Source organism: Hydrogenivirga sp. 128-5-R1-1 (genome assembly GCF_000171895.1).
In genome coordinates this window covers 94,307-119,934 of record NZ_ABHJ01000006.1, presented here as the reverse complement: position 1 = coordinate 119,934, position 25,628 = coordinate 94,307, and the positions used below count along the sequence as shown (strand labels likewise).

25 protein-coding genes, 1 tRNA gene and 1 pseudogene are annotated in these 25,628 nt (G+C 51.2%); 14 read left to right on the top strand and 13 right to left on the bottom strand.

What is annotated here, in order from left to right; genetic code table 11:
- The first annotated feature begins 2 nt into the window (after nucleotides 1-2).
- Nucleotides 3-1,391, top strand: coding sequence for a bifunctional UDP-N-acetylglucosamine diphosphorylase/glucosamine-1-phosphate N-acetyltransferase GlmU (glmU, locus tag HG1285_RS10150; RefSeq protein ID WP_008287300.1), 1,389 nt, complete (start codon nucleotides 3-5; stop codon nucleotides 1,389-1,391).
- Here glmU and HG1285_RS10155 read toward each other — a convergent pair.
- The 6 genes from HG1285_RS10155 to HG1285_RS10175 are packed head-to-tail and all read right to left on the bottom strand — an operon-like array spanning nucleotide 1,388 to nucleotide 5,370.
- Nucleotides 1,388-1,993 (bottom strand): PilZ domain-containing protein, encoded by a 606-nt coding sequence (locus HG1285_RS10155; RefSeq protein WP_008287299.1) that lies wholly within the window; start codon nucleotides 1,991-1,993, stop codon nucleotides 1,388-1,390. The two genes, glmU and HG1285_RS10155, sit on opposite strands and share 4 nt — an antisense overlap.
- Nucleotides 1,959-2,456: a J domain-containing protein gene (locus HG1285_RS18765; RefSeq protein WP_008287298.1), complete on the bottom strand. Its 498-nt coding sequence runs from the start codon at nucleotides 2,454-2,456 to the stop codon at nucleotides 1,959-1,961. Before HG1285_RS18765 ends, HG1285_RS10155 begins: the two co-directional genes overlap by 35 nt.
- Nucleotides 2,456-3,400 carry a methyl-accepting chemotaxis protein gene (locus HG1285_RS10160; protein WP_008287297.1) on the bottom strand — a complete coding sequence of 315 codons (945 nt, stop codon included), beginning with the start codon at nucleotides 3,398-3,400 and terminating at the stop codon, nucleotides 2,456-2,458. Before HG1285_RS10160 ends, HG1285_RS18765 begins: the two co-directional genes overlap by 1 nt.
- A 9-nt stretch (nucleotides 3,401-3,409) precedes the next feature.
- Entirely contained in the window at nucleotides 3,410-3,793 is a 384-nt protein-coding gene (locus tag HG1285_RS10165) for a chemotaxis response regulator CheY (protein WP_008287296.1), read from the bottom strand.
- A gap of 12 nt (nucleotides 3,794-3,805) precedes the next feature.
- Nucleotides 3,806-4,363 (bottom strand): protein phosphatase CheZ, encoded by a 558-nt coding sequence (locus HG1285_RS10170; RefSeq protein WP_008287295.1) that lies wholly within the window; start codon nucleotides 4,361-4,363, stop codon nucleotides 3,806-3,808.
- Complete coding sequence (locus HG1285_RS10175) at nucleotides 4,360-5,370, bottom strand: FliM/FliN family flagellar motor switch protein (protein WP_083793056.1); 1,011 nt, start codon at nucleotides 5,368-5,370, stop codon at nucleotides 4,360-4,362. Before HG1285_RS10175 ends, HG1285_RS10170 begins: the two co-directional genes overlap by 4 nt.
- A 38-nt stretch (nucleotides 5,371-5,408) precedes the next feature.
- On the opposite strand from HG1285_RS10175, the gene HG1285_RS10180 reads away from it, so the two are divergent.
- From HG1285_RS10180 to HG1285_RS10220, 10 genes are all read left to right on the top strand, one after another.
- The gene (locus HG1285_RS10180; protein ID WP_343122630.1) at nucleotides 5,409-7,400 is read left to right on the top strand and encodes a methyl-accepting chemotaxis protein; all 1,992 of its coding nucleotides are present in this window, start codon (nucleotides 5,409-5,411) and stop codon (nucleotides 7,398-7,400) included.
- A gap of 29 nt (nucleotides 7,401-7,429) precedes the next feature.
- On the top strand, nucleotides 7,430-7,717 hold the full coding sequence (locus HG1285_RS20225) for a methyl-accepting chemotaxis protein (protein ID WP_008287292.1): 288 nt from the start codon (nucleotides 7,430-7,432) through the stop codon (nucleotides 7,715-7,717).
- Nucleotides 7,698-8,666 carry a chemotaxis protein gene (locus HG1285_RS10190; protein ID WP_008287291.1) on the top strand — a complete coding sequence of 323 codons (969 nt, stop codon included), beginning with the start codon at nucleotides 7,698-7,700 and terminating at the stop codon, nucleotides 8,664-8,666. The genes HG1285_RS20225 and HG1285_RS10190 overlap by 20 nt, the downstream gene beginning before the upstream one ends.
- Nucleotides 8,663-10,600 (top strand): chemotaxis protein CheA, encoded by a 1,938-nt coding sequence (locus tag HG1285_RS10195; RefSeq protein ID WP_008287290.1) that lies wholly within the window; start codon nucleotides 8,663-8,665, stop codon nucleotides 10,598-10,600. The genes HG1285_RS10190 and HG1285_RS10195 overlap by 4 nt, the downstream gene beginning before the upstream one ends.
- A gap of 9 nt (nucleotides 10,601-10,609) precedes the next feature.
- Complete coding sequence (locus tag HG1285_RS10200) at nucleotides 10,610-11,083, top strand: chemotaxis protein CheW (protein ID WP_008287289.1); 474 nt, start codon at nucleotides 10,610-10,612, stop codon at nucleotides 11,081-11,083.
- Nucleotides 11,084-11,223: 140 nt separating this feature from the next.
- Nucleotides 11,224-13,110, top strand: a complete 1,887-nt coding sequence (dnaK, locus tag HG1285_RS10205) for a molecular chaperone DnaK (protein WP_008287288.1) — start codon at nucleotides 11,224-11,226, stop codon at nucleotides 13,108-13,110.
- 52 nt (nucleotides 13,111-13,162) lie between these two features.
- On the top strand, nucleotides 13,163-13,327 hold the full coding sequence (locus HG1285_RS19450; protein WP_008287287.1) for a hypothetical protein: 165 nt from the start codon (nucleotides 13,163-13,165) through the stop codon (nucleotides 13,325-13,327).
- Nucleotides 13,328-13,460: 133 nt separating this feature from the next.
- Complete coding sequence (locus HG1285_RS10210) at nucleotides 13,461-13,844, top strand: Rid family detoxifying hydrolase (RefSeq protein WP_008287285.1); 384 nt, start codon at nucleotides 13,461-13,463, stop codon at nucleotides 13,842-13,844.
- A 10-nt stretch (nucleotides 13,845-13,854) separates the two neighbouring features.
- Complete coding sequence (gene dnaB, locus HG1285_RS10215) at nucleotides 13,855-15,255, top strand: replicative DNA helicase (RefSeq protein ID WP_008287284.1); 1,401 nt, start codon at nucleotides 13,855-13,857, stop codon at nucleotides 15,253-15,255.
- Nucleotides 15,256-15,285: 30 nt separating this feature from the next.
- A tRNA-Asn gene (locus HG1285_RS10220) sits at nucleotides 15,286-15,361 on the top strand.
- A gap of 29 nt (nucleotides 15,362-15,390) precedes the next feature.
- On the opposite strand, the gene HG1285_RS10225 is transcribed toward HG1285_RS10220, so the two are convergent.
- Nucleotides 15,391-16,515: an HD domain-containing phosphohydrolase gene (locus HG1285_RS10225; protein ID WP_008287283.1), complete on the bottom strand. Its 1,125-nt coding sequence runs from the start codon at nucleotides 16,513-16,515 to the stop codon at nucleotides 15,391-15,393.
- A 34-nt stretch (nucleotides 16,516-16,549) separates the two neighbouring features.
- On the opposite strand from HG1285_RS10225, the gene HG1285_RS10230 reads away from it, so the two are divergent.
- Nucleotides 16,550-17,278, top strand: coding sequence for a hypothetical protein (locus HG1285_RS10230; RefSeq protein WP_008287282.1), 729 nt, complete (start codon nucleotides 16,550-16,552; stop codon nucleotides 17,276-17,278).
- Here the strand turns inward: HG1285_RS10230 and HG1285_RS10235 are convergent.
- A complete protein-coding gene (locus HG1285_RS10235) occupies nucleotides 17,275-17,829 on the bottom strand; it encodes an outer membrane beta-barrel protein (protein ID WP_008287281.1) in 555 nt (184 codons plus the stop codon). The two genes, HG1285_RS10230 and HG1285_RS10235, sit on opposite strands and share 4 nt — an antisense overlap.
- Nucleotides 17,826-19,196 carry an ion channel gene (locus HG1285_RS10240; RefSeq protein WP_008287280.1) on the bottom strand — a complete coding sequence of 457 codons (1,371 nt, stop codon included), beginning with the start codon at nucleotides 19,194-19,196 and terminating at the stop codon, nucleotides 17,826-17,828. The genes HG1285_RS10235 and HG1285_RS10240 overlap by 4 nt, the downstream gene beginning before the upstream one ends.
- Nucleotides 19,197-19,222: 26 nt before the next feature.
- Between HG1285_RS10240 and purH the strand changes: the two genes are divergently transcribed.
- Together purH and coaBC are read left to right on the top strand one after the other, a co-directional pair.
- Entirely contained in the window at nucleotides 19,223-20,743 is a 1,521-nt protein-coding gene (purH, locus tag HG1285_RS10245) for a bifunctional phosphoribosylaminoimidazolecarboxamide formyltransferase/IMP cyclohydrolase (RefSeq protein ID WP_008287279.1), read from the top strand.
- Nucleotides 20,744-20,756: 13 nt separating this feature from the next.
- Nucleotides 20,757-21,929 carry a bifunctional phosphopantothenoylcysteine decarboxylase/phosphopantothenate--cysteine ligase CoaBC gene (gene coaBC, locus HG1285_RS10250; protein ID WP_008287278.1) on the top strand — a complete coding sequence of 391 codons (1,173 nt, stop codon included), beginning with the start codon at nucleotides 20,757-20,759 and terminating at the stop codon, nucleotides 21,927-21,929.
- Nucleotides 21,930-22,059: 130 nt separating this feature from the next.
- Here the strand turns inward: coaBC and HG1285_RS20220 are convergent.
- The 4 genes and pseudogenes from HG1285_RS20220 to HG1285_RS10265 all read right to left on the bottom strand — a co-directional run bounded on the left by HG1285_RS20220 (nucleotide 22,060) and on the right by HG1285_RS10265 (nucleotide 25,599).
- Nucleotides 22,060-22,656 (bottom strand): annotated as a pseudogene (locus tag HG1285_RS20220) (TaqI family restriction endonuclease).
- Between the two features lie 37 nt (nucleotides 22,657-22,693).
- A complete protein-coding gene (locus HG1285_RS10255; protein WP_008287273.1) occupies nucleotides 22,694-24,034 on the bottom strand; it encodes a TaqI-like C-terminal specificity domain-containing protein in 1,341 nt (446 codons plus the stop codon).
- Between the two features lie 6 nt (nucleotides 24,035-24,040).
- On the bottom strand, nucleotides 24,041-24,721 hold the full coding sequence (locus HG1285_RS10260; RefSeq protein WP_008287272.1) for an SDR family NAD(P)-dependent oxidoreductase: 681 nt from the start codon (nucleotides 24,719-24,721) through the stop codon (nucleotides 24,041-24,043).
- The gene (locus tag HG1285_RS10265; protein WP_008287271.1) at nucleotides 24,718-25,599 is read right to left on the bottom strand and encodes a HepT-like ribonuclease domain-containing protein; all 882 of its coding nucleotides are present in this window, start codon (nucleotides 25,597-25,599) and stop codon (nucleotides 24,718-24,720) included. The genes HG1285_RS10260 and HG1285_RS10265 overlap by 4 nt, the downstream gene beginning before the upstream one ends.
- Nucleotides 25,600-25,628: the final 29 nt, after the last annotated feature.

Sequence of the window (25,628 nt, the reverse complement as noted above, 5' to 3'; positions counted from 1 at the left end):
GAATGAAGGCGGTTGTGCTCGCTGCGGGTAAGGGGACACGCTTTAAGAGTGATAAACCGAAGGTTCTCCATGAGATACTCGGTAAGCCAATGCTATGGTACGTCCTGAACACGGTTAGGCAGGGCGGTATAGAGGACATAGCCGTTGTCGTGGGACACGGGGCTGAAGAGGTCAAGAAAACCTTTGGTGATGAGTTCGCCTACTTCGTTCAGGAGAACCCTAAGGGTGGAACCGCCGATGCGGTGCTCGCGTCCGTTGACTTCTGGAGGAACGCGGAGGATTACCTCCTTATCATAAACGGCGACTCTCCTCTCGTCACCTCTGACACCATAAAGAACATGCAGCGCTTTCTCACTCTCGTTGAAGAGTATGAGAAGGTTGAGCTCGCCGGGGTCGTCCTGACCTCGGTTCTCCAGGACCCTACGGGTTACGGAAGGATAGTTAAGGAGGAGGGAACGGACAGGATACTCAGGATAGTTGAGGAGAAGGACGCCACGCCTCAGGAGAGAAACATAAGAGAGGTGAACGGAGGGGTTTACATCTTTTACATTCCCTACCTGCTTGAAGCCCTCTTCAAGATAAAGCCCAGTGAGGCAACGGGGGAACTCTACCTTACCGACGTGGTGGACTACATGGTCTCCAAGGGGTATGAGATAAGGAGTTTTATGGCTTCAGACCCCACGGAGGTTCTGGGGGTGAATACCAGGTGGGAATTGAGCTTCGCGGAGAACATACTCAGGCTTAAGCTCATAAAGTACTGGGCTCAGAGGGGAGTGACCTTCCACATACCGGAGACCGTTTGGATTGAGCCGGACGTTTCGCTCTCTAAGAACGTGGAGGTTTACCCGAACGTCTTTCTGAAGGGCAGAACCAGGCTATCGGAGGGGGTGGTGGTAAAGACCGGAGCCGTCGTACGCGACTCTGAGCTCTCAGAGAACGTGGTGGTAGAACCGTATTCTGTCATAGAGAAGAGTAAGGTGGAACGTGGAGCTAAGGTGGGACCTTACGCCCACATCAGGGAGAGGACGAGGGTAGGCGAGAAGAGCGAGGTGGGTAACTTCGTTGAGGTGAAGAGGAGCACTTTCGGTAAGAGGGTCAAGGCGAAACACCTCGCCTACATAGGTGACGCAGAGGTGGGGGACGGCACCAACGTGGGTGCAGGGGTTGTTACTGCAAACTATGACGGCAGGAAGAAGCACAGAACGGAGATAGGCAAGAACGTCTTCGTGGGGAGTAACTCCCTTCTTGTGGCACCCATAAAGCTGGGTGACTTCGCCTACGTAGCCGGAGGCTCGGTTGTCACCAAGGACGTTCCTGAAGAAGCCCTGGCAGTTGAGAGGGCGGAGCTTAGGATATTGAAGGGGAGAGGAAAGAAGCTCCTTAAGCCTTAGTCTTCCCTCTGGGTCTTCAGGAGGACGTCCGAGTATATCCTGCTTAGGAAGTTGGTTATTTCGTGGTTGCCCTCCAGAAACTCTATCACTATGCTGTTGCCGTCGCTCCTGACAACCTTGCCCTTTACCTTTGTCTTCCTGCCTCTGTATGTTAGCTCAACCTCACACTCCTGCTCCTCTATACTCTCGTTTGCTTCCAGGCTCATGGAAGCCATGCTTATGTCCACCACCTTTCCTTCCACCTGAGCGTCCCCGCAGTGAACCTTTGCGCTTATATCCAGAATGCCCTTGACGAGTATGCGTGGGAGCTTCCGTTTATCCTTGGTTGTAAAGTCAAGGGATGCCAGAAGAACCTTCTTTTCCACATCCTTCTTCGTGATCCTTAGCTCACCTATGAGCCTGTCTTCGTCCTCTATTAAAACGTACAGAACTGTTCCCTCGGTGAACTTGTCAAAGAGCTTGCTCGGGAATATATACTTGAGCTTAACCTCTCTTGTGTTTACGACATAGGCGGTGAAGGTGACGGGAAGGGAGCCTCCGTTTAAGCTTACAAACCCTCTGTACCTCTTACCCGACCTGAAGAGCTTGGTTGCGTCTGTCACTCAAGTACCTCCTGAGAATCTGATAGTAATAGTTTATCTTCACCATCATAGTGTGGGCTTCCCTACTTTTGCCGACCCTGTCCGGGTGGTGCTCCCTCACGAGCCTTCTGTAGCGAACCTTCAGTTTGTTCTCTGTCAGCTCCTTCAGCCCGAAGAACTCCATAGCCTCCTCAATCTTTACGGGGTGTTTCTTCGGGTTCTGGCAGAAACCCCAGTAGGTCTTCACGTAGGTTCTCAGGAGGTGTCCCCTTGAGCTCTGAAACTCCTCAAAGGAGGTTATCAGGGTAGAGGGCGGGAAGTAGTACACGAGGTCCCTTATTATGGAGCGGTGGAACCACTCCCTAAGGAAGTCCTCCTCCCCGAGGTCTCTGTACTTCTGGTAGAGCTCGTAAAAGGAGGATATGAACTGATTCAACCTGTTCTCATACATGTACTCAATGACCTTCCTGCAAAAGGAGCTCATCAGCCTCCCTCGGAGAGCCGGGCTTCTATCATTCTCTTTGTATCCTGCATGATGTTCATAAGGGACTCTAAGTTGGATGCTACCTCCTCGTACTTGCTCTTCAGAGCCTCCATCCTGTACTGGACTAAGTAGAAGAGCTCTTCAACGTTGGAGGACTGCTCCTTCTGAAGGTCTGCCTCCCGTGCCACCTCCTCTATGTGTCTCTTTGCGTCGTTTATCTTTCTGTCTATCTCCTTTAAAACGCTGTCTATGTTGTCCGTGAACTCCATCGTCTTGCTCGCGAGCCTCCTGACCTCGTCGGCAACCACCGCAAAACCCCTTCCCACCTCTCCAGCCCTCGCCGCCTCTATGGCGGCGTTCAGAGCCAAGAGGTTTGTCTGTTCCGATATCTCGTTTATGAGGGAGAGTATCTTTATTATGTTCTCCGACTGGCGTGTGAGCTCGTTTATTATCTCCATATCCTTCCTCAAGGACTCCTCCGTTTTCTTGACAGCTTCGTTCATCTCCTGAACTATTGATAGCCCGTTGGTAACTATCCTGGCGACCTCGTCCAGCTCCGTGAAGCTCGCCGCAGACTGGGAGGAGAGCCGGTTCAGTTCCTCAATAAGGGGCTCTATCTGAGCCATTATGTCCTCTATACACTTACCGTTAGGTTTCTCCGGTTCTTCAGCCTTCTCCTCGGCAGGCTTCTCTTTTTTCTTGAAGACGATGAAGGTTGACCTCTGGGCGACCACCTCTATATCTTCCGTAGGTAGCTCCCTGATAGACCTCTCCCCCAGGAGCTCCTTGGCTTTTTCGTTCATGAAGCGGATCTTCCCGTTATCAAAGAGGACGACCCCCTCCTCCATGAGGTTCATGAGCTCCCTCAGGAGAAGGTTCTCCTCCTTACACCCCGCGAGCTCCTCCTCCAGTTTCTTTATCTTCTCCTTACCACCCCAGAACATACACTTTCCTCACTTAAACACCTTTTCCATCTTCTCCTTGAGAACCTCCGGTGTGAAAGGTTTGACTATGTAGTTGTTCACCCCCGCCTTGAGAGCTTCCATGACGTTCTCCTTCTTCGCCTCCGCTGTGACCATCAGCACGGGAATGTGCTTTAGCTCGTCGTCACTCCTTATAGCCTTCACGAGCGATAGCCCGTCCATCTCGGGCATGTTCCAGTCTGTGACCACGAAGTCAAACTTTTCCTTCTTCAGCTTTGCGAGAGCCTGTTTGCCGTTCTCGGCCTCCTCTATGTTTGAGTAGCCGAGCTGGTTGAGTATAGTCCTTATAATCCTCCTCATGGTGCTCATGTCGTCAACCACGAGGATCTTTATGTCGGTTGGGGGCATCGGCATCTTTCCTTCCTCCTATAAACCGAACTCTTCAAGGAGTTTATCCACATCGTCCTGGTCTATCCTGTCCTGGGAAAGTAGCTCACTCACCTTGCCCTTTATACCGGAGACCTCCTCCTCCTTCAGCTCCTTACCGGCGATAACCTGGGAGACTATTATGTCCAGCAGCGTGCTCTTTATCTTCTCAAGAACCTGAAGGACGGTCTTCAACTGCTGACCCGCGAGGTCGTGGAAGGACATGTGGGTGTACAGCTCCAAAAGGGTGTTTATGTTATCGTCGTTTTTCTCCTTTATGGACTCAAGCCTCTCCCTTACCTTAGGTATGGGGTTTAGAGACAGGAGGAACTCCACGTCCTTCCCTATGGCGTCAGAGTTCTTGTTTATCTTTTCCAGGAGGTTCATTATGGTGTGGGAGGTCTGCTCAAGGAAGACCATAACGTCCTCTATGTTCTTTGCTGTCTCCGGTAAGAGCTGGGAGCTTTCGCTAACGGGCTTCTTGATGCCCTCTATAACGCTCTCAAGCTCCTTTACGTTGGTTATGAGCTCCTTTATTATCCCCTCAAGTTCCTTCATTCCTCTCCTCTCACGGGAAGCTCAACGAACGATTTTATTTTAACAGCCTTCCTGCCCGCCGACTCACCGAGTATCCCCTTGAACATGGGAACGCCCGCAACCTTAACCGTTATGGAGTCCGTCGCCCTCGGGTCAAGGGGTATGAAGTCTCCCTCCTTCATTTCAAGGAGCTCGTGGACGTTCATGACCAGCGTAGGCAGTATGGCTTCAAGGAGCACAGGTGTGCCCATCAGGTTGCTGAGTATCACATCTCTGAAGTCACCGCTCTCCGTATCCGCCGTTCTGAGTATGTCCTTTATGGGATCTATGGTTTTCATCGGTATGGCGAGATAGACGTATCCCTTGAAGCCCTCTATCTCCACCTCAAGGGTTATGACGATCACTATCTCGTTCCTGCTTATGGTTATGAGTCTTCTGGGGTTGTCCTCTATGCCTACGAACTGGACTTCACCCTCCCTTATGAGCTCAACCCATGCGGTATTGAGGTGTCTCACGAGAACCTCTACGAGGTTGTTTATTATCTTCTGCTCAAACTTGGTGAAGCTCTTGCCCTCCACTTTGTAAGGCTGAGCTGGTCCACCGAAGATTATGCTTATTATCGTGTATATGAGACGTGTGTCTAAGACCATGTAGAGCCTTCCGTTCAGGGCTTCCACGTTAAGAACCGCTATCGCCGCGGGCAGGGGTATCTTCAGGACGAAGTCCGATATCTTCTCAGTCTTTATCTCCGAGAGGGATATGTTGTCCAGGTTGAAGATGATCCCTCTTAGCTCTGCGGTCGCACTCGCTATCCACCGGTTTATGACCTGCTCAAGCTTTATCAGCCTCGTGGGGGATATGCGCTCAAGCTCGTTTATGTCAAAGGGTTTGTACTTTACCTCCTCCTCTGCTTCCTCCTCCTCCTTTCCGAGGCTCTGAAGGAGCATGTCTATCTCGTCTTGAGAGAGGAAGTCTTCCTCCGCCATGGGATTAAATATAGCAGAGCTTTTGCCGATTTTGTATAACATTATTTAATTGCGTTTTGAAGGAGGTTAATAAATGACAACTGACAACTTACGGCATATCTGAGGAGAACCTCAGGCTCAGGAAGGAGTTTATGGGTCTTTCTGCCGAAGATATATCAACCCTCTCCCAGCTTTACTCCTGGGCGCGAGAGTACGGACCCAGGATAGTCAAGGAGTTTTACGACGTCCAGTTCAGCTTCCCCGAAACGAGGGACTTCTTGCAGAAGGTTGCCCAGAGGAAGGGCATAACCCTTGAAGCCCTCAGGGCTCAGGTGGAGCGAACCCAGCTCCAGTACTTCCTGGACATATTTGAGGAAGCCAAGAGAGGGGGGAACTTCGGAGTCCCCTACTTTGAGAGGAGGCTCAGGATAGGTTCCATACACAACGTCCTGAACCTCCCTATGAAGTGGTACATAGGCAGCTACGCCATATACACCGAGCTCGTAATAAAGTACCTCCAGAGAGCCTTCAGGTTCAAGCCAGGGTTCAGGGAGAAGGCTATAAAGGCTATAGTGAAGGTGTTCGTCTACGACATGCAGAGCGTCTTTGATGCCTTCTTCTTTGACTTCCTCAAGGACGTTGGTGTTGACATTGACAGGATAGAGGAAGCGAAAGACCCCATGAAGGATCTCTCCGACTTCTACGTTGAACTAAAGAAGCTCGTGAAGGACAAGATGGAGGAGAGGGCGAGAGAGGTTGAGGAGGTAATAAGGCAGCTCTCCGAGGCTATGGAAAAGCTGAGCAGGGGAGACTTCACCATATCCGTAGAGGTGAGAAAGGGCGAGTACGAAGACCTTTACAAAAATTTCAACAACATGGTTTTAAAGCTCAAGGAGGTGCTCAACAAGACCTTCTCCAGCTCAAGCGACCTCACCGACAAGGCTATAGTCCTAACCGATATAGCCTACGGCATGGAGAAGAACCTCCAGAGGTTACACGAACAGATAAACGCCATATCAACCTCCGCAGAAGAGTTCTCCATGATAGTCCAGCAGAACGCTGGCAACATACTTGAGGCAAAGAACCTCGTTGAGACCATGTACTCCACCTTCAACGAGAGCCACAAGACTCTGGACGCCCTCATAGCGGGTATGAAGGACATATACGAGTCCGTCCAGAAGTACTCCGAAGTTATAAGGGAGCTCAGCAAGTCCGTGGAGAGGATTGGGGAGATAACGGGCACGATAAACTCCATAGCGGAGCAGACGAGCCTGCTCTCTCTCAACGCTGCCATAGAGGCTGCGAGGGCTGGAGAAGCAGGAAGGGGTTTTGCGGTGGTCGCCGACGAGGTGAGGAAGCTGGCTGAGAGAACCTCCGAGTCGGCGAAGGACATAATAGAGATAATTGAGGGAATAGGTGAATCAACCAGCAAGGCTGTTGACCTCGTCCACAAGATCCTTGAATCGGTTCAGAGGGGCATGGAGGTCTCCGACAAGGCGAGCGACGCCATCTCGGAGCTTGCGGAGAGGATAAAGGAGGTTGAGGGAAGGATATCCGCGCTCGCAACCGCAGGGGAAGAGGAGTCAAGCACCGCGAACCAGCTCACCCAGTCTGTCATGGAGCTCAGCAGGCTCGCCGATGAGGACAAGGACAGGGCGAGGGAGCTTAAGAATATCGCTAACGAAACCATGGAGAAGTTGAAGGGACTCCTTGAGGACATGCAGAAGTTCCAGCTTGACGCCTTCAGCATAGAGAAGGCGAAGGTAGCCCACAACATGTGGAAGCTGAAGCTCCTTAAGTTCGTTGAGGGTGAGCTTGAGATGGATCCCTCCGAACTCGTTGACCATACCCAGTGTTACCTCGGTAAGTGGTACTACTCCATGGGTAAGGAGCACTGTGGGCACCTTGACAGCTTCAGAGCCATTGAGCCTCCCCACATAGAACTGCACAGGCTCGCGAGGGAGATATACGAGCTAAAGAAGGCCGGCAACGAACAGGAGGCGGCGGAGAAGCTCTTAAGGGTGAAGGAGGTGGCTTCCGAGATAGTTTCCAACCTTGACAGGTTGAAGGCTGAGTGCTCACGCACCGATTAAGACCTATAATGTAGAATGGAGGCAGGGTTATGGCTGAAGAGAAGTCTTTGGAATGTGGAAAGTACATGGAGGAGCTCTCTAAACTAACCGAGAGCCTTATGAAGATAGCCAAGCAGTCAAACCTCCTTGCCCTGAACGCTGCGATAGAAGCCGCGAGAGTTGGGGAATCGGGTAAAGGCTTTGCCGTGGTCGCTTCAGAGTTCAGGAAGCTTGCCGACAACACCTCAAAGCTCTCTAAGGAGATCAAGACGATAGTTGACAGGCTCGCAGAAGCTCTTCAAGAGGTGGAGGATGCTGATGGTTCCGGAAAAGAGTAAGGGCGCTCTGCCCGATATCCTTGAAACCGGTAAAAACGAACTTGAGATAGTTGACTTCAGGCTCTACGAGGACAGGGAGGAAGGGGTCTACGAGTGGATATTCGGTGTGAACGTGGCTAAGGTCAGGGAAGTTCTAAGGATGCCGGAGATAACAAAGATACCCAACATGCCCCCAGAGGTTGAGGGCATGGCTGAGATAAGGGGGAAGCTCATACCCGTCATAAGCCTTGCCAGGTGGATGGGCATACACGAGCCCCCCGAGAGGAAGAAGTTTTTGCTCCACCTTGAGTTCCTCAGGGAGAACGTGGGCGTCATAGTTCACGACGCCAAGAGGATAAGGCGTATAACCTGGAAGGATATAAAGAAGGCTCCTGAAACGCTCAACCAAAAGATGGGTGGCAGGATAACCGGTGTGGTGGACACGGAGGACGGGCTCTTAATAATCCTTGACTTTGAGGGGATACTCCACGACATAGGACTCCTGAAGGTCTTCCACGAGGCGGAGGCTTACGAGCAGGCTGAGAAGACGAAGGTCTCAAAGACCATACTCATAGCGGAGGACTCCCCCGTTGCGAGGAGGATAGTCAAGGACATACTTGAAACTGCAGGGCACAAAGTTATCCTCGCCGAGGACGGGCTTGAAGCCTGGAACCTTCTGAACGATTACCTCAAGAAGGCTAAGCAGGAGGGTAAGGCTATAACGGACTACATACAGCTCGTCATAACCGACATAGAGATGCCCAACATGGACGGACTAACCCTGACGAAGAAGATAAAGGAGACCGTCGGTCTCATGGGACTGCCGGTGGTTGTCAATACGACCCTCAGCGATGACTCCAACAGGCAGAGAGCCTTCAGGGTGAACGCCGACGGCTTCATAGTTAAGTTTGATGCAGAGGAGCTCCTTGAGATGGTTAACAGCCTCGCCGTTAAAGGAGAAGGGTCATGATAAGCGACGACATGAGGGATATCTTCAACGAGTTTGTCGTTGAAGCCGAGGACAACCTCCAGAAGGTTGAGGAGAACCTCCTTGAACTTGAGAAGGACCCCCAGAACGAAGAGCTTCTGAACGCGACCTTCAGGGCTATGCACACCCTGAAGGGAGGTGCAGGTTTCCTCGGTCTGAACGCGATAGTTGAGGTGGCTCACGCTGCCGAGGATGTTCTGGGAAAGCTCAGGAGTGGAGAGCTTACCCTTACGCCTGACATAAACGACGCGATCCTGGAGGCTGTTGACTTCATACGCTCAGCCCTCCCCAGATACGAGGCTGGTGAAGAGGTGGAAACTCCCCAGGAGCTCGTTAAGAAGCTCAGAGAGCTTGAGCAGGGTGGTGCACCTTCAGCTCAGGAGAAGAAGGAAGAGTCCGGCATAGATGAGCTTCTTGATAAGTACGGGTTTGGACACCTTAAGGGCAGACCCATAGAGGACATACTTGAGGAGCTAATACTTCTACCTCCCGACGAGAGACCTGTGGAGCTTATAGAGGAGCTTGACAGGATAGTCGCCAGCGGGGAAGCCCCTAAAGCCGAAGAGAAACCGCCGGAGGAGGCACCTCAACCCGAAGAGACGGCAATAGAACCCGCTGAGGAGGTGGCTAAGGAAGAGGAGGTTAAGGAGGAGCCCAAAGAAGAACCAAGACAGGAGCAAACCAAGGCTGAACCCAAAGCTGAGCCCAAGAAACCACCTATAAAGACCGAAGGTGAAAAGGTTCTCAGGATAGACGTCAGCAAGATAGAGGATCTCATGAACCTCGTCGGTGAGCTCGTCCTTGAGAGGAACAGGCTCCTTAGGGTTTTCCAGAAGCTCTACGAAGAGTACCAGTCAAAGACCGTTGACGAGTTTGAGACGGTGATGTCCTCCCTTGACCGCATAGTGGGAGACCTCCAGCTCGCCGTTATGAAGACGAGGATGCAGCCCGTAAAGAGACTCTTCCAGAAGTTCCCCAGGGTCGTGAGAGACCTCGCAAGGATGCTCGGTAAAGAGGTGGAACTCGTCCTTGAGGGTGAAGATGCCGAGATGGACAAGACCGTCCTTGAGAAATTGGAGGAGCCCCTCATACACCTAATAAGGAACGCCGTTGACCACGGCATAGAGCCTCCGGACGAGAGGGAGAGGCTGGGTAAGCCCAGAAAGGGAACGGTCAAGCTGAGCGCCTACTATCATGGAGATAGAATATTCATAGAGATAGCGGACGACGGAAGAGGAATAGACGTAGAGAAGGTCAAGAAGAAAGCCCTTGAGAAGGGCATAATCTCACCCGACAGGGCTGAGAAGATGACTGAGAAGGACATACTCTTCCTCATATTCCACCCTGGATTCTCCACAGCGGAAGGCGTCTCTCAGGTCTCGGGCAGGGGCGTCGGGATGGACGTGGTCATGAACACGGTCTCAGCATTCAGGGGAACTATAGATATTGACACGGAGCAGGGCAAGGGAACGAGGATAACCCTGTCCTTCCCCCTCACCGTTGGAATAATACGTTCGCTCCTCGTCTCCGTGAACGGAAGGCTCTTCGCCATACCCATATACTCCGTGCTTGAGATAATACAGGGCGAGGACGCCCAGATAACCACCGTATCGGGCAAGGAAGTCCTCATACTCAGAGAGCTGACAATACCCCTCATAAACCTCGGAGAAGCCCTTGAGATGGGCGGTGGAAACGTAGGATACGTGATAGTCTCCCAGGTGGGAAGTCAGAAGGTAGCCTTTACGGTAGAAGACCTCTTCGGAGACGAAGAGGTGGTTGTAAAACCCCTCGGTAAGATAATAGGAGAGGTTCAGGGAATTTCCGGTGCGACCATAACGGGAGACGGTAAGGTAGTGCTCATACTTGACCTTGACGGCATACTTAAGCGTGAGATGAGAACTTTAAGCTTAGTGTGAGGTGGAGACATGTCGGATATAATGCCCGTTGGTGAGACCAAGCCCGATGTGGCTCTCACCGATATTGAAGAATTCCTTGGTATATCCTTGGAGAAGGAGCTGATAGGTATACCCCTTAGGAAGATACTCACCATATCCAAGATACTGGACACGGTTAAAGTCCCCTACACGCCGAGCTACATAGTCGGCGTCATAAACCTCAGGGGAGAGATAATCCCAGTCCTGTCTTTAAAGCAGATACTTGAACTCACGGAGGAGAACGAGCCTACGAGGATAGTTGTTCTGGACTCCTCCCACGGCAAGGCTGGGGTTCTCGTTGACACCATAGTGGGCGTTGTGCGTATACCCCAGGACAGGTTTGAACCGAACCCCATGATAGGCAGGTACAGCGCCTACGTGAGCCACGTCGCCCAGACCGAGCACGGGCTCATGGAGATACTTGACGTTGAGAAGCTCATAGACTCCGTCGTCAAGAAGGACTGACGAACACCCCTGTAAGACCCTGAAAAATCGGGGGATTGGGTGTGCCCTTTGGCAGGTTAATAAAGCTCTTTTTATAAAACTTGACATAAAAAGACTAAAGGTTTAAAATAATCCAGAGAAAAGAAAGGAGGTGGTGAAAGATGGCGGAGAAGGTTCTTGGTATAGACCTTGGAACGACAAACTCCGTTGTTGCGTTGATAATAGGTGATGAACCCCAGGTCATACAGAATCAGGAGGGTGCAAGGCTTACACCTTCGGTAGTTTCCTGGACTAAGGAGAAGGAGGTTCTCGTTGGAGAGCCTGCGAAGAGGAGAGCTGTCCTTGACCCTGAGAACACCGTTTACGAGTCCAAGAGGTTCATAGGTAGGAAGTACGAGGAGGTAAAGGACGAGGCAAAGAGGGTATCCTACAAGGTCGTCGCTGACGACAAGGGCGATGCCGCCTTTGACGTTCCCAATGCGGGTAAGATAGTCAGACCTGAGGAGGTGGGAGCACACGTTCTCAGAAAACTAAAAGAGGCTGCGGAAGCCTACCTTGGAGAGAAGATTACCAAGGCTGTTATAACCGTTCCAGCATACTTCAACGAGAGACAGAGGCAAGCTACCAAGGACGCGGGTAAGATAGCCGGTCTTGAGGTTCTCAGGATACTGAACGAGCCTACCGCTGCGGCTCTCGCCTACGGGCTGGACAAGAAGTCGGACGTGAAGATACTCGTCTACGACTTCGGTGGCGGAACCTTTGACGTATCCATACTTGAAGGAGGAGAGGGAGTTATAGAGGTCAAGGCAACCTCCGGAGACACCCACCTCGGCGGTGCCAACATAGACGAGAGGATAATGGAGTGGCTCATAGAGGAGTTCCAGAAGGAGACGAACATAGACCTCAGAAAGGACAAGACAGCCCTCCAGAGGCTCAAGGAGGCAGCCGAACAGGCTAAGAAGGAGCTCTCCTTCAAGCTTGAGACCGAGATAAACCTTCCCTTCATAACCATAGACCCCTCAAACAACCAGCCTCTCCACCTCCAGAAGAAGCTAACGAGGGCAAGACTGGAGGAGATGATAAAGGACCTCATAGACAGGACTATGGACATAGTCAAAAAGGCACTTGAGGACGCCAAGCTAAGCCCCCAGGACATAGACGACATAGTGCTCGTAGGAGGTTCAACGAGGATACCCCTCGTCCAGCAGAAGATAAAGGAGTTCTTCGGTAAGGAGCCCCACAAGGGTGTTAACCCCGACGAGGTCGTTGCGGTCGGTGCGGCTATACAGGCTGGAGTCCTCTCCGGAGAAGTCAAGGAGATACTCCTCGTTGATGTTACACCTCTATCTCTCGGTGTTGAGACCTACGGTGGCGTCATGACCACCTTGATACCCAGAAACACGCCCATACCCTACAAGAAGTGTGAGGTCTTCACCACCGCAGCGGACTTCCAGACTGAGGTTGAGATACACGTCCTCCAGGGCGAGAGACCCCTTGCCAAGGACAACAAGTCCCTCGGGAAGTTCTTCCTGACGGGAATAGCACCCGCTCCCAGAGGTGTTCCCAAGATAGAGGTCTGCTTTGATATAGACGCGGACGGAATACTCCACGTTACCGCTAAAGACCTAGGAACGGGCAAGGAGCAGTCCATAAGGATACAGCCCTCCTCGGGACTCACTCAGGACGAGATAGAGAAGATGGTTCAGGAGGCAGAGGCACACGCGGAGGAAGACAGGAAGAAGAAGGAGCTGATAGAGACCAAGAACCAGCTTGATCAGCTGGTCTACAACCTTGAGAAGATAGTGAACGAGAACAAGGAAAAGCTCCCCGAAGAGCAGGTCAAGGAGGCTCAGGAGGTTATAGAGGAAGCCAAGAAGGTAATGCAGGAGGCTCAGGACATAGAGCAGGTTAAGTCCGTAATGGATAAGGTTCTTAATGTATCCTCCAAGATAGGTGCTCAGATCTACGAGGGTGCAGGCAAGCAGGCAGGAGGAGATGATAAGAAAGAGGGTGGAGATGACGTTGTAGACGCCAAACCCGTAGATTAAATCCTTCCATCCCCGCCCCTCCTCCCTCCCTTTATAATCTTTTGAGTTGCCTATGAGGAAAGCGCTTGCTTCCCTAATTGATATCTCCAAAGCCATAACAGCAGGGTTGTTTATAGCCTCGGTTGTCAGCCTCGTTATACAAGAAAATCAGTCCGGATGGTTGCTATTTGGTGGTTTTATAGTCGCCTTTATACTGACTATGAAGGAGGTTTTCTGATGAGTGACCTTGCCCTAATGCTCGTTTTGACTTTTGCACTGCTTGTCGGGACTTTTTTCATACTATGGTTTTATAGTAAAGGTAGCCAGAAGGCTTCACATTCATAGAACAAAGGAAGGAGTTGAGTCTGAGGATGAAGAAGTCAGTTTACACAGAAGGGGCACCAAAACCGGTGGGTCCGTACTCTCAGGCTATTGAGGTTGGAAACACCCTCTACCTATCGGGACAGATAGGTATTGATCCAAAGACAAACGAGCTTAAGGGAAGCTTTGAAGAACAGGCAGGGCAGGTTCTTGCCAACGTTGAGGCTATCCTTAGGGAGGCGGGCTACGGCAAGGCTGATGTGGTAAAGGTGGTGATATACCTGACGGACATATCAAGGTTTAAAGAGTTCAACGCTCTCTACGAGAGGTTCTTTGAGGAGGTGGAACCCAAGCCAGCCCGTGTGACCGTTGGCGTTAAGGAGCTTCCCCTGGGTGCTCAGATAGAGATAGAGGTCACCGCCGTAAAGGGTTAACTTATTAAGTATGCTTTCCCTTAACATAAAGCCTCCTCATGACGAGGCTGCTGAGAGGTCGGTTCTCGGCACGATGCTCGCCGATCCTGACAACATACCCGTCGTTCTTGAGTATCTGAACGAGGAGGACTTCTACATAGAGGAGCACAGGCTCCTCTTCAACATAATCCTCAAGCTCTGGCAGGAGCACGGCAACAACTGGGACGAGGTCGTCCTCAGGGACTACATAAGGAAGGAGGGTCTTGAGGACAGGCTGCCCTTTGACTGGATACTGGGCATATACGAGGAAGCAGCACCCCTGAGCACCCTTGAGACAGCCTGCAGGATAGTGAAGGAGAAGTCGGGACTGAGGGCTGTCTTAGACCTGTCCATGAACCTCATAAAGGATGTCAAGGAGCTCCAGGATTTCAACACGATAATAGAGGTTGCCCAGTCCAAGATATTTGAGATCTCCGAGAAGACCACCGTAACCCACTACTATCACATAAAGGACGTAGCCCGTGAAGTCATAGACATGATAGACCAGTTCAGGAAAACCGAAAGGCTCGTCACAGGTCTATCTACTGGCTTCACGGAGCTTGACATGATGACGACAGGCTTCCACCCCGCAGACCTGGTGGTGCTCGCCGCAAGACCCGGCATGGGAAAGACCTCCTTCATGCTGACCCTAATAAGTAACGTAGCCTTTACCGAGGAGAAACCCGTTGCGGTGTTCTCCCTTGAGATGAGCAAGGAACAGCTCGTTATGAGGCTCCTCTCCAGCATGGCTGAAGTCCCTCTACAGAAGTTGAGGTCTGGCTTCATAACCGACGACGAGAGGGAGAAGCTCCTTTCTGCAGCCCTTGAGCTCTCCAAGGCGGAGATATACATAGACGACACTCCTGCCCTTACCACTACGGAGCTCAGGGTTAAGGCGAGGAAGCTCAAGAAAGAGAAGGGTATAGAGTTCGTCGCCGTTGACTACCTTCAGATGTTGCGCTCCGCTGTGAGGAAGTCCTCCCGTCAGGAGGAGGTTGCGGAGATCTCAAGGAACCTAAAGGCTCTTGCAAAGGAGCTCTCAATCCCCGTTCTCGCCCTCGCCCAGCTCTCAAGGCAGGTTGAGCACAGGAGCGACAGGCGTCCCCAGCTTGCAGACCTGAGGGAGTCGGGTCAGATAGAGCAGGACGCCGACCTGATAATATTCCTACACAGACCTGAGTACTACAAGAAGAACCCTTCTCCCGAGGAGAAGGGTATAGCGGAGATAATAGTTGCCAAGCAGAGGCAGGGACCTACGGGCATAATAAAGGTCGCCTTTATAAAGGACTTCGCCAAGTTTGCCTCCCTTGCAACCCCTGTGGGTGAGGCGGAGGAGGAGATATTTGAGGAGGAAGAGGCTTTCTCTGATGAGGATTACGACCTTGATTTTTAAGGCTTTCAGGGATAAAATTTAAGTTCTGCATCCGGGGTAGCTCAGCCGGCAGAGCGGGTGGCTGTTAACCACCTGGTCGGGGGTTCGAGTCCCTCCCCCGGAGCCATTAAAAGAAACCCCTGTTGGTTGATAGCTTCAGGAATCCTGTTGTCCAGAATTGCTCTGCACCTCTTCGTCCTTGTACTTCTCCCTTATGTCCACAACCTCTTCAAGGTTTGAGAAGAAGAGCTCTATGAGCTGAGGGTCAAACTGTTTACCCTTCATGGAGTTCATGTGCTCAACGGTTCTCTCAAGACTCCAGGGCTCTTTGTAAGGTCTCTTGGACAGCAGGGCATCAAAGACATCCGCCACCGAGGTTATCCTTCCCCAGAGGCTTATCTCCTCCCCCTTCTTGCCGTTAGGGTAGCCGGTTCCGTCCCATCTCTCATGGTGATCAAGGGCTACCAGCGCTGCCATCTGGAGGAGCTCGCTGGAGCTATCTTTAAGGATCTCGTAGCCTATTATCGTATGCTTCTTCATGACGTCCCACTCCCAGTCGTTGAGCTTTCCCTTTTTGAGAAGTATGGCGTCCGGGATCCCTATCTTGCCTATGTCGTGCATGGGAGCGGCGAGCATTATACTGTCGCGCACCTCCTTCTCAAGCCCGAGCCTCTCAGCCATGAGGCGGGCGAAGAGTCCGACCCTGACTATGTGGTTGTAGGTTTCCGGGTCTTTGTATTCAGCGGCGTGGGATAACCTCATCACCGCTTCCCTGTAAGCGTCCTTTATCTTAGCCTGCAGTATGGAGTTCTCTATGGCTGAGGAGGCGTAGCCTCCCAAGAGGGTAAAGAGTTCCACATCCTCGCCGGAGAAGCTTCCCTTCAGCTTGTTGACAGCCTGGAACACACCGAGTATGTTGCCTTTCTTGTCAAAGAGGGGTATGGCGAGTATGTTCTGGGTTCTGTACCCGGTTTCCCTATCAACTTCTGGATTGAATCGGTTGTCCGAGTAAGCGTCGTTAACTACAAGGCTCTCACCCTTCTGAGCAACCCAACCTACGATCCCCCTGTCCGCCGGCACCCTTATCTCGTCAACACCGTGGGCTACCTTAGTCCAGAGTTCGTTCCTTTCCCTGTCCAGCAGGAAGAGGCTACACCTGTCAACGCCGAGCACCTCTCTGGTTAAGTCGGAGAGCATAACGAGGAGTTTATCAACATCCTGCTCTTTGCTTATCTTCTCGGCGGAAGACAGGAGAACCTTTATCCTCCCAAGCTCAGACATACCTAAAATCTAACCCCTCTTATAATTAAATACCATGCAGAAGGTTAGAGTTGGATGGAGCATAACCCATCAGGAGTTCACCATAACAGACTACTACTACTTCTCAATACTCCAGAGGGAAGCCCAGAAGGCAGGCATTGAGATAGATGAGGTGGACGATTGGGAAAAGCTAAAGGAGTACGATACCGTGGTCTTCAACTACCCTGAGATACCCTTCTCTGAAGAGGAAGCCAAAGAGGTGGAGAAGTGGGTCTGGGACGACGGTAAGAAGGTCATACTGCTCGGTTACTACAAGAACGAGGATCACATAGCTGACACCTGCAACACCCTTGCGAGAAGGTTCGGCATGGAGCTCAACGGGGACGAGGTCACAGACGAGAAGAGCAACCATAACGGGGACAAGTATTTCGTGGTAACTACGAAGATAAGGAGATACAACAAGAACGATGCGAACGAGGTCAACGTGGAGAGGATACTTCTGCCCTGCACGGCTTCCATAAAGCCCATAATGCCGGATATAAAGATAGTGGCGAGGGCTGAAGACAGCGCTGTCTCCAACGAAGATAATTACACTCTCCTAATAGCGGAACAGATAGCACCGCCTTCGGGCGGTTACTTCTGCCTTGCGGGAACCTGTGTATTCTGGGACAACTACTCCATAACCCTGTACGACAACCTGAACTTTTCCCTCAATATGCTGAGGCACAAGCCCCCTATAAAGGAAGTTCCCGGAGGGGGCAAGCCGGTTAGGTTCGGACTTTAGTGTATCAGGAAGAACAATCCCAGGTTCAGGTGATGGACTACGTCCCCGTCGTAGTCTCCCGTCATGAATATCTTTCCCTTATACTCTCCCAGTAAACCGAAGGTGGGCGTCAGGTTCAGCTTGGCTCCGAGGAAGAATTGAAGACCGAAGTTGGTATCCTCGTTAGTCCTTCCGCCAGCCCTCTCCTTGAACCTGTTTATGGAGCCACCGAACCCCGTGTGTGCCCTGAGGTTCTCCGACAGGTTCAGCTCAACCGCCGGGTTCAGCTCTAAGGCTGTGTATATTATCATCCGGTTTTTCGTCATCTTACTGCCCGTAGCCAGCTCAACGGAGGCACCGGCGGTGAAACCGGCGGTCGTTCTCGCTCCCATATAACCGTAAACGGAGAAGAACTCTTCAAGGGTCTTGTCGGGCTCGGTTCCGTCTATGCTGTTGTACTTCACCTTGACCAAACCGGTCTTTACACCGAACTCCCGCACCACGTCTCCATCAAAGTACTGGGCAAAGCTTAAGCCCGTTATAAGGGGCAGCGCTGCGAGCAGTTTTCTCATGTCCGTTCCTCCTTAGAGTGCTCTTTTATTAAAAGAAGTTTATCACCCCTGTGAAGCCGGAAGGATATGCGGGGGAAGTATATTAGCCTGCTATCCCTTATAACGCCAACTACCCGGTAACCTCTTTGCTCCAGCTTCCTCTCTGCTTCAGCTACCGTGCTCTCCTCCTTCCATTCCACCGTGTCCACGTCTATGTGCTCAACTATGTGGCTGAAGAACTCCCCGTAGAACTTCTCCTGAGCGAACTTGGATATTATGACTCCTAACATCTCCCCGCCTATTATCAGGTAGTCGGCGATCCTCCTCCTCTTTATCAGCTTGGCGTTCTCCCTGAGCAGAAGCTCAAGGACGAGGACTGTGTCCCTGTTGAGGTCTCTGACCTGCATGCCTGTGAGTATAGTCCTCGCGTCTATTGAATCCTCGGAGAACCCGGGAAGTTTCTCCGCAAGAACTATGACCATGCTCGCTTTCTCCACCCCTGCGTCCTGAAGTACGTCCTCCCTGCCGAAGTCTCCCTTTTTGTAGTGGACTCCCTCTGGCACCTTGATGTCCTGCTGGGTGACCACGACTATGTCCTTCCCCAGGCGCCCGAGGTTCTCTATTATCACCTGGGCAGTTTCGTTCCAGCCGCATATAACTATGTGATTCTTCATGTCCTTGAAGCTTATCATACCCAGCTTGAGCATCTGAATGTAGTTGAAGAAGCCAGCGCTTATGGTGGCTATGGACATGGAGAAGAGGAAGAGCCCGCCCGCCCCAAGGAGCATGGATAGGAGCTTCCCTTCCCACGTCATCGGGGTTATGTCCCCGTAGCCCACCGTCGTCATGGTTATCACAACCAGATACAGGGCATCAAAGAAGGAATTAACCTGGGGGTTCCCAGCCCCTCTCTCAAGGGAGTACATTATCACCAGCGAAGTCACAAAGAAGAAGGCGAAGAAGGCGAATATGAAGTAGAACTCAAAGGACACGCTCCGGAATATGTGGGTCAGTCCCTTGGCAAAGTACCTGTATCTGTAGGCTATCCTCAGGAGACGAGCGACTATGACCACGAACCTCAGGATTCTGAATGGTTGGAAGTAGGGGAATATGGCTATCAGGTCTATTATTGAGAGGGGGTTTATGAGGTACTCAAGCTTCCTCTCTGCGAGGAGAAACCTTCCCATGTACTCAAAGGCTATGAGCCCTGATACGAATATCTCAAGCTTGAAGATGAAGGGGTGTAGCTCCGAGTGAAATCCCTTAAACTCGTCGTAGAGACCGAAGACTATGGATAACATGAGGACGCTGAAGGAGAAGCTCTGGTAGAGAACGAACTCCCGAGAGCGGTCGTTTTCAAGGATGTTGTGGAGGAAGGTTTTAAGCACTCCCACTCAATAAGTATAATAGAAGCATGAGAGCGGTAATATCCGTTTACAGAAAAGAGGGCGTAGAGAAGCTTGCACGGGCACTCGTGAACCTCGGTTACGAAATACTCTCCACGGGGGGAACCGCCAGATATCTGAGGGAACACGGCATAGAGACGGAGGAGATAGCCAAGGTGACCGGCTTCCCCGAGATACTGAACGGCAGGGTGAAGACTCTGCACCCGGTCATACACGGCGGGATACTTTACAGGGACTGGGTTGAGAAGGACAGGGAGGAGATAGATGAGCTCGGCATACTCCCCGTTGATGTGGTGGTGGTGAACCTCTATCCCTTTGAGGAGATGATGAGGGAGGAGCTCCAGCAGGAGGAGCTCATGGAGTTTATAGATATAGGCGGTCCGTCCATGATAAGGGCTGCGGCGAAGAACTTCTTCAGAGTCATAGTCCTCGTTGACCCGGAGGACTACGACTGGGTGGTGGAGAAACTTGAGAAGGGTAGCCTGAGCAAGTCTGACAGGGCTTACCTCGCTTGGAAGGCTTTCTCCCACACAGCTTATTACGACAGCGTAATATCCACAGCTCTCAAGAGCCTCTTCAACATAGAGGAGGAGGGAAAGGAACTCAGCATACCCATGAGGCTCTCCTCAAAGCTGAGATACGGAGAAAACCCCCACCAGAAAGGCACCCTTTACGTGAACCCCTTTGAGGAGCTCGGTATAGCAAGGTCTCAGATTCTTCAGGGTAAGGAGATGTCCTTCAACAATTACCTGGATGCGGACTCTGCCGTCCGTATAGCCCTGGAGTTTCCCAACGATCCTGCCTGTGTGATAGTTAAGCACAACAACCCCTGCGGGGTGGCTACGGGGAGTGATCTTCTGGAAGCCTTCAGGAGAGCTAAGGAGACTGATCCAGAGTCAGCCTTCGGGGGTATAGTAGCTTTCAACGACAAAGTTGGTTTAAAGGTTGCGGAGGAGTTAACCTCCATGTTCCTTGAGGTCGTCGTGGCACCTGAGTTTGAGGAGGAAGCCCTGAGTGTACTCTCAAAGAAGAAGAACCTCAGGGTCATAAGGTTTCTCGGTATGTCCAACACTTACGACGTAAAGAAGGTCAGCGGGGGCTTCCTTATACAGGATGAGGACGGCGAGCTTTACAGCCGGCTGGAGGTGGTCACGGAGCGTAAACCTACCGAGTTAGAGATGAGAGACCTTCTTTTTGCCTGGAAAGTATGCAAGTATGTCAAATCCAACGCCATCGTTATAGCCAAAGAGGGGCAGACGCTGGGCATAGGCTCCGGGCAGGTGTCAAGGGTTGACAGTCTCAGGTGCGCCATAGAAAAGGCACGTAGACACGGCTTTGACCTCAAGGGTGCAGTCCTCGCCTCGGAGGCTTTCTTCCCTTTCAGAGATTCCATAGACACCGCTCACGATGCAGGTATAACAGCCGTTATACATCCGGGAGGCTCTATACGGGACGAGGAGGTCATCGGAGCGGCGAGGGAGCACGGCATGGCTATGGTGCTTACCGGCATGCGGCACTTCAGGCACTGAGTTTGGTATAGAGATGAGGCTCCTTGAAGGTAGAAGGGTTCTCCTCGGTGTAACCGGTGGCATAGCAGTTTACAAGTCCGCCCAGCTGGTCAGAGAGCTCAAGAAGGAAGGAGCAGAGGTCAAGGTGATCATGACTCCCTTTGCGAGGAAATTTGTGGGGGAGCTTACCTTTGAAACTCTATCGGGGAATAAAGTATTTAGCAACTGGTCTGATGAGCCTCTTGCCCATATAAACCTCGCCCGCTGGGCTGAGGTGTTTTTGATAGCGCCCTGCACGGTGAACACACTCTCAAAGCTCGCTCTGGGTATAGGCGATAACCTCCTGACCACAACCGCCCTCGCATACAACGGCAAGCTCTTAATAGCTCCCGCTGCGAACACGGTGATGTATAAGAACCCTGCGGTTCAGGAGAATCTAAAGAAGCTAAAAGATCGTGGAGTCATAGTCATAGAGCCTGAGTGGGGTGTCTTAGCCTGTGAGGAGGAGGGAGAGGGCAAGCTGGCAAGCGAGGATAGGCTTTTGGACTGGGTGTGCTACGCCTTGAAGGATAAACCCTTGAAGGGAAAGAGGGTTTTGATCACCTGCGGTGCTACGAGGGAGTACATAGACCCCGTCCGCTTCATATCCAACGACTCCAGCGGTGAGATGGGCTTTTCTCTGGCAAGGGTCGCAAGGTGGCTGGGTGCTGAGGTCAAGGTCATAGCCGGCTTCACAACCGCCAAGGAACCACCGGAGGTTTATATAGAGAGGGTAAAGACTGCGGAAGATATGCTAAACGCCGTCCTCAAAGAGTTTGAAAACGCGGACGTGGTGATCATGAACTCTGCGGTGGCGGATTACCGACCAAAGGAGTTCAAAGACAAGAAGATAAAGAAGAAAGAAACCCTAACCCTTGAATTGGTGAAAACGCCTGACATTCTGGAAGATCTGGGGCGGAGGAAGAAAGGTCAGTTTCTTGTAGGCTTCGCTCTGGAAACGGATAACATACTCCAGAACGCAAAGGAGAAGCTGAGGCGCAAGAACCTTGATATGATAGTGGCAAATCCATCATCGGCGATGGGATCGGAGAATTATAAGGGTTGGATAATAGCTGAAAACTCTGAGGAGGAGATCCCGCCTACCACAAAGCTCAAGGCTTCACAGAAGATACTCAGGAAAGTGGCTGAGATGTTATCAGAGGGATAAAACTTCATCGTAGGTGATCTTGGAACCTTTCCTAATACTTAGGAACTTTTTGAGTATAACCTCGCGAACGCGTTCGAGGTAACTCCTCCTGAAGATCACGAAGCCGTTATCCAGTTTCATGAAGTTTTCGTTAAAGAGCTGAAGGAGCGTCATGTAGCCGTTCTCTTGATTTCTCTTTTACCCTTGGGCTCGCTATCTTGTTCTGCAGGTCTTCTATGTCAACGACGAGATAGGGAACTTCAACGATTATGTCGGAAAACTTCTGTTGCCTCTTCGTAAACCTCCTGTTCGAAGCTTCCCTCCTGTAGGAGACCTTCTTTATCTGTATGCCTACCTTAAGGTTCTTCAGATCAACTATCCCGTCTATTCCCATCGCGTCAAGCTCCGGAGAGGATACGATCTTTTCCTTCTGAGTTGCATTCCAGAGATACTGAAAGTGGAACTGGGTGAGTAAGGAGACTCATATCCTGTAAAGCCTCGCCTTGAACCCCTCCTCAACGAACTGGAGGGAACAACCGTAAAAGTACTTCTTTATAAAGTTGTAAATGTAAGGGTTCAATTTCTCGTGCCAGTATATTTCAAAGACCTTCTCAAAATCCTTGAAGTCCGTACTGTCCCAGTAGTAGCGGTAGTAAATTTCAAGGGGTAGGAGGTCTTGAGGCAAATCCTGTTCAACGGTTTTTATAGCTCTGAGCTCCTTGTACTTTTCCAGCTCCAGTCCACCCAAGAACTTTCAAACTTCCTTAAATCCCTCTCCCAGTCCCTCACCATGTCAGGGTTTCCTTTAACTTGCATAGCTCCTCTCTTGTGGGCATAGGAAGCACGTTCAGTTGTGTTATGCTCAGGTGGTACGTTATCTCTCGGAAGATGTCCTTGACGTACCTCTTTATGATTTCTGAGTTTAAAAACTCCACGACCTCCCGTTCTGTCAGATCAAAGTTGGCGTTCAGAAGTGTATTCTTCCTCAAAAGGTGGTAAACATCTCCCATCCATGGATAAACCCTGTAGTCGTAAGCGGAACCTATCTGCCCATCTCCTCTGAACCCGAGACCCACTACGATATGGGGTCGGTCAAAGAACTTTCTGAGCTTAGTTTTGTGCTCGGGCTTTATCCAGTATCCCGTTAGAGGTTCGTATATAACTTTACCTACCTTTAGGTTCCTGCCGTTGAGTATCGGAAGAAGTCCCTTTAGGTCTCTATCTTCTGACTTGATGACGTAGGGGCTGTTCCTTATCTCGGGTGTCCTTGGGGAGATTCTGACCTCGTATATATCCCGCAGGCGGAAACTACAGACTCTGTCAACCTCCCTGCTGAACTCTGAGCTGAGCAGAACTATCTCACCCCTCCATGAGTCGTCCTTTAATACAAGCTCAAGACTACCCTCACGATGCTCGTACAGTTTGAGTTTGTTTTTCTCTTCCCTGCTTTTCCTGAACTTCAGGACGACGGTTGTCACATCAGCCTCGGGCTTGAATACCTCCGAGCCCATATATATGATCTCCGTTTTCCCGTTCTCGGAAAGAAACTTACGGAGCTTCTTAAACTCGTCAAGGATCATGAAGGTTGCCGGGACTATGAAGAGGAGCTGACCGTTATCTTTCAGAAGTTTAATGGACTTTTCTATGAAGGCTCCGTACACGTTGTACTTACCATGCCAGGTCTCAAAGACTTTTTTGTACTTCTCCTTCGTTTTGTTGTCTATCTTTATGGTGTAGTGGTCGGACAGACTCGGTATGCCGTAGGGCGGATTCCCTATGATCAGGTCGTAGCGCTCCTCCGTATCCCAGAGAAGGTAGTCGTGGTGAACGATCGTGATTCCGTCTGAAGCATGAACGTGTTCTATAACCTCTCTATTGACTTCAACGCCGACCTTCCTGATAGCTTTGGTGAATATATCCCTCCGGTTTTTCTTCACGCCGTAGAGGAATTGGCAGCCACTTGCGGCTGGTTCGAGTATCTTCAGGTTATCAAATTCCAGACCTTCGTCTTCTATCAGACCGATCGTAAAGTCAACTACCCAATCTGGGGTGAAGAATATACCGAAGTCCTTCCTGTCGCCCTTTACCTTCTCGATTATCTCAGTGGTCTGGGCGCTCATAGCCATATTTAATCACATCTTCCTCACGTCCACGTAAGACCCGCTCTCGTACTCCTTGAGCTTGGGGAGTATCTCAAATATCAGTTCTGCGGTCTCCTCGGGTGTTCTCTTGGGAGACTCGATTATCCTCCTCACCGAGGGGTATTTGTCGGTGTCCTGTTTCATCACCTCTTCCAGCATGGGCGTCAGGACGAGCCCGGGAGCGAGGGCGATTATGTGGGTGTTCTCCATCTCACGGGCGTAGAGCTTTAAAAGGCAGTTCAGACTCGCCTTGGATATGGAGTAGGCGTTCCAACCTCTGTTGCAGTTCACAGACGCCCCTGAGGATATGCCAATTATCTGTTCAACCTTAATATCCACCAGGGTGTCAAGAATGACCTTGTTAGCCCAGACGTTTAAGTCCATTACCTCTCGGAATCTGTACAGGGAGACTTCCCTCATGTCTCCGAACTCTCCGAGAATTCCCGCGTTGAGTATCACGAGATCAAGGAAGTCAACACCCTCAAGCAGTGAACGGACACAACCCTCAACCCTCTCAAGCTCCCTGAGGTCGCACCTTACGAACTTCACCTTACCCTTCAGCTCTTCGGGCAGGTGTCTGCTGAGGGCATATACCTCGTAGCCCCTCCTCAGAGCGGTCTCAGCGAGAGCCTTTCCCAGACCAGAGCCCACACCCGTTATGAACAACCTCATCTCTTCACGCTCCTCTCCTCAAGGAGTTTCTTCAGGCTCTTGGATATCTCCTTAACTATAGCCTCAAATTTTGGATTCAGCTCCTTCAAAGACTCGTAGAGCTCTTCTGGAGGTACTTCCCAGGTGCTTATGAGCTTGTTCTTGAGGTTTGTTAGCTTGAAGACGTCCATGTAGTACTCCTGCGGGATTATCCCAGCCTCCACCATCTTGGAGAGGCAGTCGTCCCCGAACTTCTTTATCCCGAACTTGGGGGCGAGGTGCTTGCATATATCAAAGAGGGAGTCGTAGGCTACCTGATAGAAGTACTTTACCCTGTCGTAGTACATGGGCTTGGACTTGAACTCCTCAAGCCCCTGCCGGAGGACGAAGTCCACCTTCTTTACGGAGTCCTTTATGAACTTGGATTTCTCGTTGAGCAGGTCAAAGTCTATGAGGAGGTAGTTGCCCGTGGTCTCCTTGACGAACTCCACCACAGCCCTCGCGAACTCCTTGAACATCACGAGGTTTTCCTTCAGGAACCTGTAGAGCTCCTTAGGAGACACAGCCTCTTTAAGGTCTCTGTACTTGAAGTAAAACTCCGTAAAGCGCTGGAGCTTTTCCACCTCTTTCATTCCTATGTGCTGGGCGAGCTTAACGAGGCAGTCCTTTGAGCTGGTCTTGAGTCCCAGAACGCTGGACATGTGCCTGCATACCCTCATACAGCTCTCAAAGGCGAGGTTGAAGTCAATCCTCACCTTGTCAAGGACGAGCTTGTTGTTCACGAACTCCTCTTCGGGCAGAGATACGTGCTTCTTCAGGTCAACGTAGGACTTCTCAAGGTTCTGGAAAGCCTCAACTATAAGGCTTATCTTGAAGGTCTTCTTTTTCTTGGTTGCCATCGTGCTTTAGAATAAAAGACCGCTGACGC

Coding starts and splice junctions, on each gene's coding strand:
- dnaK (WP_008287288.1), top strand. CDS start 11,224: ATGGCGGAGAAGGTTCTTGGTATAGACCTTGGAACGACAAACTCCGTT.
- HG1285_RS10255 (WP_008287273.1), bottom strand. CDS start 24,034: ATGGCTATGAGCGCCCAGACCACTGAGATAATCGAGAAGGTAAAGGGC.
- HG1285_RS10225 (WP_008287283.1), bottom strand. CDS start 16,515: ATGTCTGAGCTTGGGAGGATAAAGGTTCTCCTGTCTTCCGCCGAGAAG.
- HG1285_RS10230 (WP_008287282.1), top strand. CDS start 16,550: ATGCAGAAGGTTAGAGTTGGATGGAGCATAACCCATCAGGAGTTCACC.
- HG1285_RS10160 (WP_008287297.1), bottom strand. CDS start 3,400: ATGTTCTGGGGTGGTAAGGAGAAGATAAAGAAACTGGAGGAGGAGCTC.
- HG1285_RS10165 (WP_008287296.1), bottom strand. CDS start 3,793: ATGCCGATGCCCCCAACCGACATAAAGATCCTCGTGGTTGACGACATG.
- HG1285_RS10190 (WP_008287291.1), top strand. CDS start 7,698: ATGGTTCCGGAAAAGAGTAAGGGCGCTCTGCCCGATATCCTTGAAACC.
- HG1285_RS10265 (WP_008287271.1), bottom strand. CDS start 25,599: ATGGCAACCAAGAAAAAGAAGACCTTCAAGATAAGCCTTATAGTTGAG.
- HG1285_RS10170 (WP_008287295.1), bottom strand. CDS start 4,363: ATGAAGGAACTTGAGGGGATAATAAAGGAGCTCATAACCAACGTAAAG.
- coaBC (WP_008287278.1), top strand. CDS start 20,757: ATGAGGCTCCTTGAAGGTAGAAGGGTTCTCCTCGGTGTAACCGGTGGC.
- HG1285_RS19450 (WP_008287287.1), top strand. CDS start 13,163: ATGAGGAAAGCGCTTGCTTCCCTAATTGATATCTCCAAAGCCATAACA.
- HG1285_RS10200 (WP_008287289.1), top strand. CDS start 10,610: ATGTCGGATATAATGCCCGTTGGTGAGACCAAGCCCGATGTGGCTCTC.
- HG1285_RS10195 (WP_008287290.1), top strand. CDS start 8,663: ATGATAAGCGACGACATGAGGGATATCTTCAACGAGTTTGTCGTTGAA.
- HG1285_RS10175 (WP_083793056.1), bottom strand. CDS start 5,370: ATGTTATACAAAATCGGCAAAAGCTCTGCTATATTTAATCCCATGGCG.
- HG1285_RS10235 (WP_008287281.1), bottom strand. CDS start 17,829: ATGAGAAAACTGCTCGCAGCGCTGCCCCTTATAACGGGCTTAAGCTTT.
- glmU (WP_008287300.1), top strand. CDS start 3: ATGAAGGCGGTTGTGCTCGCTGCGGGTAAGGGGACACGCTTTAAGAGT.
- HG1285_RS18765 (WP_008287298.1), bottom strand. CDS start 2,456: ATGAGCTCCTTTTGCAGGAAGGTCATTGAGTACATGTATGAGAACAGG.
- HG1285_RS10210 (WP_008287285.1), top strand. CDS start 13,461: ATGAAGAAGTCAGTTTACACAGAAGGGGCACCAAAACCGGTGGGTCCG.
- HG1285_RS10260 (WP_008287272.1), bottom strand. CDS start 24,721: ATGAGGTTGTTCATAACGGGTGTGGGCTCTGGTCTGGGAAAGGCTCTC.
- HG1285_RS20225 (WP_008287292.1), top strand. CDS start 7,430: ATGGCTGAAGAGAAGTCTTTGGAATGTGGAAAGTACATGGAGGAGCTC.
- dnaB (WP_008287284.1), top strand. CDS start 13,855: ATGCTTTCCCTTAACATAAAGCCTCCTCATGACGAGGCTGCTGAGAGG.
- purH (WP_008287279.1), top strand. CDS start 19,223: ATGAGAGCGGTAATATCCGTTTACAGAAAAGAGGGCGTAGAGAAGCTT.